Origin of the sequence: Nocardioides sp., assembly GCF_025965415.1 — a bacterium.
Classification (GTDB): domain Bacteria; phylum Actinomycetota; class Actinomycetes; order Propionibacteriales; family Nocardioidaceae; genus Nocardioides.
Genome location: NZ_JAOPWY010000050.1, coordinates 30,724 through 43,558 on the forward strand (window position 1 = coordinate 30,724; position 12,835 = coordinate 43,558).

The 12,835-nt window shown below is 69.5% G+C and carries 9 protein-coding genes and 1 tRNA gene; 1 reads left to right on the forward strand and 9 read right to left on the reverse strand.

Annotation, left to right across the window (positions count from 1 at the left end; all coding sequences use genetic code 11):
• Window positions 1-60: 60 nt before the first annotated feature.
• The 6 genes from JWN97_RS05955 to JWN97_RS05980 form a co-directional block, all read right to left on the reverse strand.
• Window positions 61-768, reverse strand: coding sequence for an ABC transporter ATP-binding protein (locus JWN97_RS05955; RefSeq protein WP_363321257.1), 708 nt, complete (start codon window positions 766-768; stop codon window positions 61-63).
• Entirely contained in the window at window positions 761-1,714 is a 954-nt protein-coding gene (locus JWN97_RS05960; protein WP_297619827.1) for an ABC transporter ATP-binding protein, read from the reverse strand. The genes JWN97_RS05955 and JWN97_RS05960 overlap by 8 nt, the downstream gene beginning before the upstream one ends.
• Window positions 1,707-2,840 (reverse strand): branched-chain amino acid ABC transporter permease, encoded by a 1,134-nt coding sequence (locus JWN97_RS05965; RefSeq protein WP_297619830.1) that lies wholly within the window; start codon window positions 2,838-2,840, stop codon window positions 1,707-1,709. Before JWN97_RS05965 ends, JWN97_RS05960 begins: the two co-directional genes overlap by 8 nt.
• Entirely contained in the window at window positions 2,837-3,808 is a 972-nt protein-coding gene (locus JWN97_RS05970) for a branched-chain amino acid ABC transporter permease (RefSeq protein WP_297619833.1), read from the reverse strand. Before JWN97_RS05970 ends, JWN97_RS05965 begins: the two co-directional genes overlap by 4 nt.
• A 96-nt stretch (window positions 3,809-3,904) precedes the next feature.
• Entirely contained in the window at window positions 3,905-5,062 is a 1,158-nt protein-coding gene (locus tag JWN97_RS05975) for a branched-chain amino acid ABC transporter substrate-binding protein (protein ID WP_297619836.1), read from the reverse strand.
• Between the two features lie 174 nt (window positions 5,063-5,236).
• Window positions 5,237-5,893, reverse strand: a complete 657-nt coding sequence (locus JWN97_RS05980; protein ID WP_297619841.1) for a response regulator — start codon at window positions 5,891-5,893, stop codon at window positions 5,237-5,239.
• 38 nt (window positions 5,894-5,931) lie between these two features.
• Between JWN97_RS05980 and JWN97_RS05985 the strand changes: the two genes are divergently transcribed.
• Window positions 5,932-6,004: transfer RNA gene (locus JWN97_RS05985), tRNA-Leu, on the forward strand.
• A gap of 54 nt (window positions 6,005-6,058) precedes the next feature.
• Here the strand turns inward: JWN97_RS05985 and pyk are convergent.
• The 3 genes from pyk to gltB form a co-directional block, all read right to left on the reverse strand.
• Window positions 6,059-7,507, reverse strand: coding sequence for a pyruvate kinase (pyk, locus tag JWN97_RS05990; RefSeq protein ID WP_297619844.1), 1,449 nt, complete (start codon window positions 7,505-7,507; stop codon window positions 6,059-6,061).
• A gap of 104 nt (window positions 7,508-7,611) precedes the next feature.
• Window positions 7,612-9,081, reverse strand: coding sequence for a glutamate synthase subunit beta (locus tag JWN97_RS05995; protein ID WP_297619847.1), 1,470 nt, complete (start codon window positions 9,079-9,081; stop codon window positions 7,612-7,614).
• The coding region (gene gltB, locus JWN97_RS06000; RefSeq protein ID WP_297619850.1) for a glutamate synthase large subunit at window positions 9,074-12,835 on the reverse strand (3,762 nt) is incomplete at its 5' end. The genes JWN97_RS05995 and gltB, both read right to left, overlap by 8 nt.

Consider the following 12,835-nt stretch of genomic DNA (forward strand, 5'->3'; position numbering starts at 1 on the left):
GGCCCCCTGCCGACCTGTCCCGGCACCACACCCGGGCGACACTATCCCCCGGCGGGGTGATCAGGCTACGCCGAGGTAGGCCTCGCGCACAGTCGGGTCGTCGAGGAGCTCGGCGCCGGTGCCCGACTTGACGATCCGACCCGTCTCCAGCACGTAGGCACGGTGGGCCCGCGAGAGCGCCTGCTTGGCGTTCTGCTCCACGACCAGGATCGTGGTGCCCTGCTCGGCGATCTCCGAGATGATGTCGAAGATCTGCTGGATCAGCATCGGCGCCAGGCCCATCGAGGGCTCGTCGAGCATGAGCAGCTTGGGACGCGACATCAGCGCGCGACCGATGGCCAGCATCTGCTGCTCACCGCCGGACATGGTGCCCGCGACCTGCTTCTTGCGCTCGAGCAGTCGGGGGAACAGACCGAAGACGCGCTCGTAGTCCTGCTCGATCGCCTCCTTGTCCTTGCGTGTGTACGCCCCCATGTTGAGGTTCTCGGTCACCGTCATGCCGGGGAAGATCCCGCGGCCCTCGGGGCAGAGCACGAGACCCTTGCGCAGTCGCTGGTCGGCCCGGAGCTTGGTGACGTCCTCGCCGTTGAACGTGACCGACCCGGAGGACAGGCCGCGGACCCCGGAGAGCGCACGCATCGTGGAGGTCTTGCCGGCACCGTTGGCACCGATGAGGGCGACGATCTCGCCCTCGGCGACCTCGAGGCTGATCCCGTGCAGGGCCTCGATCTTGCCGTAGCTCAGAGTGGCGGTGTCTAGCTCAAGCAGCATCGTCGGGCTCTCCCAGGTAGGCAGCGATGACCTTCGGGTTGTGGGCGACCTCGTCGGGGCTGCCCTCGGCGATCTTCTGGCCGAACTCGAGCACCACGATGCGGTCGGTGACGCCGAGGACCAGCTTCATGTCGTGCTCGATGACCAGCACCGTGTGCCCCAGGTCGCGGATGCGGCGGATGAGGTCCATGAGGTCCTCCTTCTCCGCCGGGTTGAAGCCGGCCGCGGGCTCGTCGAGGCACAGCAGCTGTGGCTCGGTGGCCAGCGCACGCGCGATCTCGAGGCGCCGCTGGTAGCCGTAGGGCAGGTTGCGCGAGAGCTCGTAGGCCCGGTCGGCGATGCCGACGAACTTGAGCAGCTCCATGCTCTTCTCCCGACCACCACGCTCCTCCAGGGTGTGGCGGCTGATGCCGAACACCTTGGCGAAGCTGCGCCGCACCGGGTTGTCCGGGAGCTGGTGCTCCTCGGGCCGGACCCGGTAGAGGCGGAACAGCGCACCCAGCACGCTGGTCTTGTGGCGGGCGTCGCATCCCACCATGACGTTCTCCAGCGCCGACATCTCCGGGAAGAGCCGGATGTTCTGGAAGGTGCGCGCGATGCCGAGCTGGTTGATCCTGTGCGGCTTGTTGCCGCTGATCGCCCGGCCGTTGAGGCGCACCTCGCCCGAGGTGGGCGTGTAGACGCCCGTCATCACGTTGAAGCAGGTCGTCTTGCCGGCACCGTTGGGCCCGATCAGGCCGAGGATCTCGCCCCGCTTGATCGAGAAGTGCACGTCGTTGAGCGCCACCACGCCGCCGAAGCGCAGCGTCACGTGGTCGATCTCCAGCAGCGTCTCGCCCTCGGGACCGACGTCGATGCTGAGCACCTCGTGGTCGGAGGTGTCGGGCGCGACGGTCCGCGGAGCGTCACCCGCGGTGTGGTCCTGGATGGTCTCGTCAGGCATCGGCGGCAGCCTCCTCGGCTTCGACCTTGCGATCTTGGAATTCTCGGGCCCTTCGCCTGCTCGGCACCAGCCCCTGCGGCCGCAGGATCATCACGGCCACGAGGGCGACACCGAAGGCGAACGGTCGCCACTCCTGGAACTCGCGGAAGCGCTCGGGCAGGTAGGTGAGCAGGAAGGCTCCGAGGAGCACGCCCACGATGTTGCCCGAGCCGCCGATGACGACCATCGCCACGAACAGGAACGACAGGTTGAGCATGAAGCCGTTGGGCTCGACGTACTGCTGCTTGCTGCCGAAGAGCAGGCCGGCCATGCCGCCGACGGAGGCGCCGATGGCGAACGCCCACAGCTTGTACTTGAACGCGGCCACGCCCATGATCGCCGCGGCGTCCTCGTCCTCGCGGATGGCCAGCCAGGCACGGCCGACGCGGCTGTGCTCCAGGCGGCGCGCCATCCAGATCAAGATGATGAGCACGACGAGCGCCAGCCAGTACCACCGCTCCGGCTCGGAGACGTTGAAGAACGGACGCCCGTCCGTCTCGGGGCCAGGCGGCACCGGGACGTTGGTGATGCCGGCGGCACCGTTGGTGACGTTGTCGAGGTTGCGCGCGCAGATGCGGATGATCTCGCCGAAGCCCATGGTCACGATGGCCAGGTAGTCACCGCGCAGCCGCAGCGTCGGCGCACCGAGGATGACACCGGCGACCAGCGCCATCGCGATGGCGATCGGCACGCAGATCGCAAACGGGACGGCCCACTCCTCCGACAGCCCGAACCTCGACTGGAGGCCCTCCACCACCGGGGAGGAGGTCGAGCCGAACAGCGCGACCGAGTAGGCGCCGAGGGCGTAGAAGCCGACGTAGCCCAGGTCGAGCAGGCCCGCGAGGCCGATCACGACGTTGAGGCCGACCGCCACGATCATGTAGATCACGATCAGGAACAGCACGCTGGCCCAGTCGGTGCCGGTCGCGTTGAGGTCCGTCCGGACGTAGGCGAACGGCAGGATGTTGAGGTACGGCAGGTAGAAGGCGAACGCCACCACGAGCAGCATCCCCAGGGCCCGCGCCCAGGCCGGGAGCACGCCCAGCCGGTCGCGCAGCCGATCGGTGTACTGGATGATCAGGCTCATGCGCGTGCCTTTCCGAGGGACTCACCGAGCAGGCCGGTGGGGCGGAACATCAGCACGAGGACCAGCACGATGAACGCGGTCACGTCCGCCCAGCTGGAGTCCCACACGGTCGAGGCGTAGACCTCGACGACGCCGAGGACCAGGCCGCCGACCAGCGCACCGCGCAGGTTGCCGATGCCGCCGAGCACGGCTGCCGTGAAGGCCTTGACCCCGATGAGGAATCCGATGTCGAACTTCGTGCTGTCGTACTGCATGGTGAAGAGCAGGGCCGCGACGCCCGCCATCGCGCCACCGAGGACGAAGACGAGCATGATGACCCGGTCCTGGTTGACGCCCATGAGGGACGCGGTGTCGGGGTCCTGTGCCACGGCACGGACGCCGCGACCCAGGCGGCTCTTGTTCACGAAGAAGTCGAGGGCGACCATCATGGCGATGGCGCCGAAGATGATGATGACCCGCGTGTTGCTGATCGCGAGGTCGAGGCCCGGGACGGTGAAGAGGACCTTGGTCTCGAGCACGGCCGGCACGTTGACCAGGACGCGGCCGAAGGGCGGGCCGAAGAAGACCTTGAAGACCTGGCCGAAGATCTCCACCAGGACCATGGAGCAGCCGATGCCGGTGATCAGGAAGATGAGCGGCGGGGCGCCCTTCTTGCGCAGCGGCCGGTAGGCGATCCGCTCGACGGCGAGGGCGGTGCCTGCGGACGCGAGCATGGCGGCGAGCAGGGCCAGCAGGGTCGCACCGATGACCATGCCGACACCCAGGCCGGACGAGGCGCCGAGCACGGTGTAGACGCCCAGCACGGTCCAGGTGCCCACCATGAACACCTCGGAGTGGGCGAAGTTGATCAGCTTCATCACGCCGTACACCATGGTGTAGCCGAGCGCGACGAGCGCGTAGATGGATCCGCGGGTGATGCCGTCGAGAGTGTGACGGTCCAGTCCGCTGATCAGGGCATCGAAGTCCACTCAGGGCCCTCCCAGGTTGCGGCCCGCTGGGGCCATGGATCGGGGGCGGCCGGGCAAGCCCGACCGCCCCCGTGGTGCATGGTCAATCCGTGCGGATCAGCCGGCGGGGCTGACCTCGACGTCGGGGGTGAGAGTGCCACCCTCGTTGACGTAGGCCCAGTAGGAGACCTTCTCCTTCGGAACGTCGCCGTTCTCGTCGAAGGAGATCTCCTTGCTGAGGCCGTCCGCGGAGTAGGCGTCGACGAATGCCTCGACGTCCTCGCGGGTGCGGGCACCGTCGTCCAGCGCGGCCAGGAAGACGCTCATCGCGTCGAAGCCCTCGGCTGCGTAGGCGCCCGGAGCGTTGCCGAACTCCTCCTCGAAGTCGGCAGCGAAGGTGCTGTCGCCCTCAATGGGGGCGCAGGGGCACATCACGATGGCACCCTCACCGGCGTCGCCGACGGCGTTGCCGAAGTCGGAGCCGTAGAGGCCGTCACCACCGATGAAGGGTGCGTCGATGCCGGCGTCGCGCATCTGCTTGAGCAGCGGCGCGGCCTCGGCGATGTAGCCACCGTAGAAGACGGCGTCGGGCTCGGCCGACTCCATCTTGGAGATGGTCGGGGCGAAGTCGGTCTGGCCGACCTGCGTCTTGTCGCGCTGCACCATCGCGTCGCCGAGGGTCTCCTCGACACGGTCGGCCAGGGGCTCGCCGTAGGCCTCGGAGTTGTCGACCACGAACACCTGGGAGGCGCCGAGCTCCTCGGTGAGGTACTTGGCGATGGCCGCACCCTGGTAGTCGTCGTAGGGGACGATGCGGTGGAAGACCGGGGACGGGTCGTCCTGGGTCAGGTCGGTCGCGGTGGCCGACTGGCTGATCATGGTGACGCCTGCGTCGCCGTAGATCGCCTTGGTCGCCCGGGTCTCACCGGAGAACGCGCCGCCGATGACACCGATGAACGAGTCGTCACCGGCGATCTGCGTCGCGACCGGGGTCGCCTTGGCCGGGTCGCCCTCGGTGTCGAACTTCTCGATCGTGACGTCGCAGTCGTCGTTGTCCCACTGCTTCAGCGCCAGCTCGGCACCGTCGACGGACGGGAGGACGATGCTGGCGTTGGCGCCGGACAGGGCACCCATCACGCCGATCTTGAAGTTGCAGTCGTCGCCAGCAGCGTCGCCGCCACCGCCGCCGGTGTCAGTCGTGCCGCAGGCGCTGAGCGCCAGCCCGGCGACAGCCGCCAAAGCGACTGCCTGCCACGTCTTGGATGAGCGGATCATGGATCACTCCGTATTTCAGTGGGCTGTCCACCTCGGCAGCCTCGTGCCGGGAACCTAACACCCTGCATGTGGCCCAGGACACGATTGAGTGCCCCAAGATGCGCGCCGTTGCCGTTTCGTGACCAACCGGTCTGTACCGGAAACGATCCCGGAACTCAGCGTGGTATCGGGGCGTCAGACCGAGGTGTCACCGAGCCCCTGCCGGGCGCCGAGTCCGGCCACCCCGTGCTCGACCACTCCGTCGGCCACCTGCTTCATCGACAGGCGCAGGTCCATGGCGGTCTTCTGGATCCAGCGGAAGGCGTCGGGCTCGCTCAGCCCGAGCTGCTCCTGCAGCACACCCTTGGCCCGGTCGACGGACTTGCGGGTCGCCAGGGACTCCTGCAGGTCCGAGACCTCCTGCTCCAGGACGGTGATCTCGGCATAGCGGCTGACGGCCATCTCGATGGCGGGCACGAGGTCGCCCCGCTGGAACGGCTTCACGAGGTAGGCCATCGCGCCGGCATCGCGTGCGCGCGCCACGAGGTCGCGCTGCGAGAAGGCGGTGAGGATGACGACCGGCGCGATGCGCTCGGCCGCGATCGCCTCGGCGGCGGCGATGCCGTCCAGCACCGGCATCTTCACGTCGAGGATGACGAGGTCGGGGCGCAGCTCGCGCGCCAGCTCGATCGCCCGCTGCCCGTCGCCGGCCTGGCCGACCACGTCGTACCCCTCCTCGCCGAGCATCTCGGCGAGGTCCATCCGGATGAGCGCCTCGTCCTCGGCGATGACGACACGGCGTACGTCGTCGCTCGGCGTCGGGGCGGGGCTGGAGTCAACGGGCTGCGTCACGGGGGCAAGGCTAGTCGGGTACGGTTTCCCCGCGTTCGGCCCCGGTAGCCCAACGGCAGAGGCGATGCTCTCAAACAGCATTCAGTGTGAGTTCGAATCTCACCCGGGGCACCGCTCACGCCCCGCCGCTGGCCGGGGCTCAGCGGGCAGCGGTCGAGCAGGGCGTCAGCGCTGTCGGCGGTAGGCCGGGGCAGCCCCGTCGATCGCGTCGCCCATCCGGTGGATCCGCAGCGCGTTTGTCGACCCGGGGATGCCGGGCGGGCTGCCCGCGATGATCACCACGAGGTCGCCCTTCTTGACGCGGCCGATGTGGATGAGGGCCTCGTCGACCTGTCGCACCATCTCGTCGGTGTGCTCGACCTCGGCGCCCTGGAACGTCTCGACGCCCCAGGTGAGGGCCAGCTGCGAGCGGGTGCGGGCCTCGGGCGTGAAGGCGAGGATCGGGATGGGGCCGCGGTAGCGGGAGAGCCGCTTGGCCGAGTCACCGCTGACGGTGAAGGCGACGACGTACTTGGCGCCCACCGACTCGGCCACCTCGGCGGCGGCCTTGGCGATGATGCCGCCACGGGTGTGGGGCTGCCAGGTCACGGCGGCCATGTGGCTCAGGCCGTGGTCCTCGGTCGACTCCACGATCCGGGCCATCGTCTCGACGGCGAGAATGGGGTACTCCCCCACACTCGTCTCGCCCGAGAGCATCACCGCGTCGGCGCCGTCGAGGACGGCGTTGGCCACGTCGCTGGCCTCCGCGCGCGTCGGCGCGGGGGCACTGATCATCGACTCGAGCATCTGGGTGGCGACGATGACGGGCTTGGCGTTGCGCCGCGCCTTGTCGATGATGAGCTTCTGGTGGATCGGCACGTCCTCGAGCGGGCACTCGACGCCGAGGTCGCCGCGGGCGACCATGATGCCGTCGAAGGCGTCGACGATCTCGTCGATGTTGTCGATCGCCTGGGGCTTCTCGATCTTGGCGATGACGGGCACGAAGATGCCCTCCTCGCTCATGATCGCGCGCACGTCGGCGGCGTCGGTCGCGCTGCGGACGAAGCTGAGCGCGATGAAGTCCACGCCGAGCCGCAGGGCCCAGCGCAGGTCGTCGGTGTCCTTCTCCGACAGCGCCGGCACGGAGACCGCGACACCCGGGAGGTTGATCCCCTTGTTGTTGGAGACCTTGCCGGGCACCACGACCTCGGTCACGACGTCGGTGTCGGTGACCGACACCACCCTCAGCCGGACCTTGCCGTCGTCGATCAGCACCGGGTCGCCTGGCTTCACGTCGCCGGGCAGGCCCTTGTAGGTCGTCCCGCACTGGTGCACGTCGCCCACGACGTCGCGCGTCGTGATGGTGAACGTCGCGCCCTTCTTGAGCTTGACGGGTCCGTCGCCGAAGGTCTCCAGGCGGATCTTCGGCCCCTGCAGGTCGGCGAAGACACCGATGGCGTGGCCGGTGTCGTCGGAGGCCTGGCGGACCAGTCGGTAGACGGCTTCGTGGTCGGCGTACGCCCCGTGGCTCATGTTGAGGCGGGCCACGTCCATGCCGGCCTCGACAAGGGCTCGGATCCCCTCCGGCGTGTTCACCGCAGGGCCGAGGGTGCAGACAATCTTCGCTCTTCGCACGTGCTTCAGCCTAGCGGGTCTTGGATCGTTCCAACGAGCACACCGCGCAGGGTGTCGGTGCGTGGGGCAGGTTTCGGCGCGCCAGAACCTGCCCCCCGCACCGCTCAGACGACCAGTGGGCGCTCGTGCGGCTTGATCGGGGCCGGGAGCGCGGTCGAGCCGGTGAGGTGGGCGTCCACCGCGGCGGCCGCGCTGCGGCCCTCCGCGATCGCCCAGACGATCAGCGACTGCCCACGACCCACGTCGCCGGCGACGTAGACGCCGGGCACGGAGGCGGCGTACGACTCGTCGCGACGCACGTTGCCCCGCTCGTCGAGGTCCACGCCGAGCTGCTCGATCAGGCCCGGCTTCTCCGGCCCGACGAAGCCCATGGCGAGCAGCACCAGCTGGGCCGGGATCTCGCGCTCGGTGCCCTCGACGGGCTGGAACTTCGCGTCGACCTCGACGAGGCGCAGCGCCGCGACGCGGCCGTCGGCGTCGCCCAGGAACTCCTGGGTCGAGACCGCGTAGACCCGGTCCCCGCCCTCCTCGTGGGCCGAGGAGACCTTGAACGTCATGGGGTACGTCGGCCACGGCTGGCCCGCGGGGCGGTCCTCGCCGGGGCGCGGCATGATCTCCAGCTGCGTGATCGAGCGGGCTCCCTGGCGGATCGACGTGCCGAGGCAGTCGGCACCCGTGTCGCCGCCGCCGATGATGACGACGTCCTTGTCGGTGGCGAGGATCTGCTCCGACCCGTCGGAGGTCGGCGCCTCCCCGAGCGAGGCGCGGTTGGCCTGGGGCAGGAACTCCATCGCCTGGTGGATGCCGTCGAGCTCACGGCCCGGGACCTGGAGCTCGCGGGCGTCGGTGGCGCCCATCGCCAGCACGACCGCGTCGTAGCGCGCCAGCAGCTGCGGTCCCGTGAGGTCGCCGCCGACGTCGACGCCGGCCCGGAAGACGGTGCCCTCGCGGCGCATCTGGTCGAGGCGCCGGTCGAGGTGCTTCTTCTCCATCTTGAACTCGGGGATGCCGTAGCGCAGCAGGCCGCCGATCTTGTCGGCCCGCTCGTAGACGGCGACCGTGTGGCCGGCACGCGTGAGCTGCTGGGCCGCCGCCAGCCCGGCCGGACCGGAGCCGATCACGGCGACGGTCTTGCCCGAGAGCCACTCCGGCGGCTGCGGGCGGACGTAGCCCGAGCCCCAGGCCCGGTCGATGATCGAGACCTCGACGTTCTTGATCGTCACCGGCTCCTGGTTGATGCCGAGGACGCACGACGTCTCGCACGGCGCCGGGCACAGCCGCCCGGTGAACTCCGGGAAGTTGTTGGTCGCGTGGAGGCGGTCCATCGCGCCGTCCCAGTCGTCGCGCCAGACCAGGTCGTTCCACTCCGGGATGATGTTGCCCAGCGGGCAGCCCTGGTGGCAGAACGGGATGCCGCAGTCCATGCAGCGCCCGGCCTGGGTGGTGATGATGGGCAGCAGTGCGCGGCCGATGCCGTCGGGATAGACCTCGTCCCAGTCGTGCACGCGCTCGGCGACGTCACGGCGCGAGGCGACCTCGCGACCGTGCTTCAAGAAGCCCTTCGGGTCAGCCATGCAGCACCTCCATGATGCGGGCGGCGGCCTCGTCCTCGCTGAGCCCCTCCTCGAGGGCCTCCTCGCGGGCTTCGAGCACGCGCTTGAAGTCGCCCGGCATCACCTCGGTGAAGCGGGCCAGTGACGTGTCCCAGTCGGCCAGCAGCGCGGCGGCGACCGCGGACCCGGTCTCCTCCGCGTGCTGCTCGACGAGCGACCTGAGCTCGTCGGCGGCCTTGCCGGTGACCGGGGCGAGCTCGACCAGCTCGGGGTTGACGCGGTCCTCGTCGAGGTCGAGGACGAACGCGTAGCCGCCGGACATGCCGGCCGCGACGTTGCGTCCCGTCGGACCGAGCACGACGACGACGCCGCCGGTCATGTACTCGAGGGCGTGGTCGCCCACCCCCTCCACGACCGCGCTCGCGCCGGAGTTGCGGACGCAGAACCGCTCCCCCGCACGACCGCTCAGGAACATCTGGCCCGACGTGGCGCCGTAGCCGATCGTGTTGCCGGCGATGATCTGCTCGGCCGCCTCGAAGGTCGAGGCGCGGTCCGGGCGCACGACCAGGCGACCGCCCGACAGGCCCTTGCCGACGTAGTCGTTGGCGTCGCCCTCGAGCCGCAGCGTGATGCCGCGCGGCACGAACGCACCGAACGACTGCCCCGCCGAGCCGGTGAAGGTGATGTCGATCGTGCCCTCGGGCAGGCCGTCGCCGCGGTAGCGCTTGGTGACCTCGTGGCCGAGCATCGTGCCGACGGTGCGGTTGACGTTGCGGATCGCGAGCTGAGCGCGCACCGGCTCGCCGGAGTCCAGCGCCGGCGCGGCGATGGCGATCAGCTCGTTGTCGAGCGCCTTGTCGAGGCCGTGGTCCTGCGCCTTGGTGTTGCGCAGGTCCTGGTCCTCGAACTGGCCGAACTCGCCGTGCCGGGAGGCCTGGTGCAGGATCGGCGACAGGTCGAGGCCCGAGGCCTTCCAGTGGTCGATCGCCTGGGCGATGTCGAGGGTGCCGACCTGACCGACCGCCTCGGCGATGCTGCGGAAGCCCAGCTCGGCCAGCAGCTCGCGCACCTCCTGCGCGATGAACTCGAAGAAGTTCACGACATAGTCGGCCTGGCCGCTGTAGCGCTCACGGAGCACCGGGTTCTGCGTGGCGACCCCCACCGGGCAGGTGTCGAGGTGGCAGACCCGCATCATGATGCAGCCGCTGACGACGAGGGGCGCGGTGGCGAAGCCGAACTCCTCCGCACCGAGCAGCGCCGCGACGACCACGTCGCGGCCGGTCTTGAGCTGGCCGTCGGCCTGCACCACGATCCGGTCGCGCAGCCCGTTGAGGAGCAGCGTCTGCTGGGTCTCGGCGAGGCCGAGCTCCCACGGGCCGCCCGCGTGCTTGAGCGACGTCAGCGGCGAGGCGCCGGTGCCACCGTCGTGGCCGGAGACCAGCACGACGTCGGCGTGGGCCTTCGACACCCCCGCCGCGACCGTCCCGATGCCGACCTCCGACACGAGCTTCACGTGGACGCGCGCGGACGGGTTGGCGTTCTTGAGGTCGTGGATCAGCTGGGCCAGGTCCTCGATCGAGTAGATGTCGTGGTGCGGTGGCGGGCTGATCAGGCCGACGCCGGGGGTGGAGTGCCGGGTCTTGGCGATCCACGGGTAGACCTTGTGGCCCGGCAGCTGACCACCCTCGCCGGGCTTGGCGCCCTGCGCCATCTTGATCTGGATGTCGTCGGCGTTGGTGAGGTATTCGGACGTGACGCCGAAGCGACCCGACGCGACCTGCTTGATCGACGAGCGCCGCTCGGCGTCGTACAGCCGGTCGGGGTCCTCGCCTCCCTCACCGGTGTTGGACTTGCCGCCCAGCCGGTTCATGGCGATCGCGAGGGTCTCGTGCGCCTCCTGGCTGATCGAGCCGTAGGACATCGCGCCGGTGGAGAAGCGCTTGACGATCTCCGAGACCGGCTCGACCTCGTCGATGTCGATGGGCTCGCGGACGCCGTCCTTGAAGGTGAACAGGCCGCGCAGCGTCATCAACCGCTGGGACTGGTGGTTCACCCGGTCGGTGTACTGCTTGAAGATGTCGTAGCTGCCGGTGCGCGTGGAGTGCTGGAGCCGGAAGACCGTCTCCGGGTCGAACAGGTGCGGCTCGCCCTCGCGACGCCACTGGTACTCGCCGCCGATGGTCAGCTCGCGGTGCGCCGGGGCGATGCCGCCGCGGGGGTAGGCGATCGCGTGGCGACGCGACACCTCCTCGGCGATCGTCGACAGCTCGATCCCGCCGAGCTTGGACGTCGTGCCGGTGAAGTAGCGGTCGACGACGTCCTGGGACAGGCCGACCGACTCGAAGATCTTGGCGCCGGTGTAGGAGGCCACCGTCGAGACGCCCATCTTGGACATCACCTTGAGCACGCCCTTGCCGAGCGCCTTGATCAGGTTGGCGACGGCCTTCTCGGGGTCGACCTTGACGTAGTAGGCCTCGCGAGCGAGGTCCTCGACCGACTCCATCGCGAGGTAGGGGTTGACCGCGGCGGCGCCGTAGCCGACGAGCAGTGCGACGTGGTGGACCTCCCTGACGTCGCCGGCCTCGACCAGCATCCCGACCTGGGTGCGGGTCTTCTCGCGCACCAGGTGGTGGTGGACCGCACCCGTGAGCAGGAGTGAGGGGATCGGTGCCAGGTCGGCGGTCGAGTGGCGGTCGGACAGCACGATGATGCGGGCGCCGTCGGCGATGGCGGCCGAGACCTCCGCGCACAGCTCGTCGAGGCGGGCGGCCAGGGCCTCCCCTCCCCCGGCGACGTCGTACAGGCCGCGCACGATGTGGACCTGGAACCCCGGCATGTCGCCGTTGCGGTTGATGTGGCGGATCTTGGCCAGGTCGTCGTTGGAGAACACCGGGAAGGGCAGCACGATCTGGCGGCACGACGCGGGGGTCGGGTCCAGCAGGTTGGCCTCCGGCCCGATGGACCCGCTCAGCGACGTCACGAGCTCCTCGCGGATCGCGTCGAGCGGCGGGTTGGTCACCTGGGCGAAGAGCTGGGAGAAGTAGTCGAACAGCAGGCGCGGCTTGTCGCTGAGGGCCGCGATCGGGGTGTCGGTGCCCATCGAGCCGAGCGCCTCGCCACCGGTGTTGGCCATCGGGCTGAGCAGCACCCGCAGCTCCTCCTCGGTGTAGCCGAAGATCTGCTGGCGCCGGGTGACCGACGCGTGGGTGTGGACGATGTGCTCGAGCTCGTCGATGTCGTCGAGGTGGATCAGGCCGGCGTGCAGCCACTCGTCGTAGGGGTGCTCGGCGGCGAGCTGGCCCTTGATCTCCTCGTCCTCGATGATCCGGTGCTCCTCGGTGTCGACGAGGAACATCCGGCCGGGCTGGAGCCGGCCCTTGCGGACCACGGTGGCGGGGTCGAGGTCGAGCACCCCCACCTCGGAGGCGAGCACGACGAGGCCGTCGTCGGTGACCCAGTAGCGCGAGGGGCGCAGGCCGTTGCGGTCGAGCACCGCACCGATCTGGGTGCCGTCGGTGAAGACGACGCAGGCCGGGCCGTCCCACGGCTCCATCAGGGTCGAGTGGAACTCGTAGAACGCCCGCCGCTGGGCGTCCATGTCGCGGTGGTTCTCCCACGCCTCGGGGATCATCATCAGCACGGCGTGCGGCAGCGACCGACCGCCGAGGTGCAGCAACTCGAGGACCTCGTCGAAGGACGCCGAGTCCGACGCACCCGGGGTGCAGATCGGGAAGAGCCGCTCGAGGTCGCCGGGGATCAGGTCGCTCTCGAGCAG

Coding starts and splice junctions, on each gene's coding strand:
- JWN97_RS05960 (WP_297619827.1), bottom strand. CDS start 1,714: ATGCCTGACGAGACCATCCAGGACCACACCGCGGGTGACGCTCCGCGG.
- JWN97_RS05965 (WP_297619830.1), bottom strand. CDS start 2,840: ATGAGCCTGATCATCCAGTACACCGATCGGCTGCGCGACCGGCTGGGC.
- JWN97_RS05975 (WP_297619836.1), bottom strand. CDS start 5,062: ATGATCCGCTCATCCAAGACGTGGCAGGCAGTCGCTTTGGCGGCTGTC.
- JWN97_RS05995 (WP_297619847.1), bottom strand. CDS start 9,081: ATGGCTGACCCGAAGGGCTTCTTGAAGCACGGTCGCGAGGTCGCCTCG.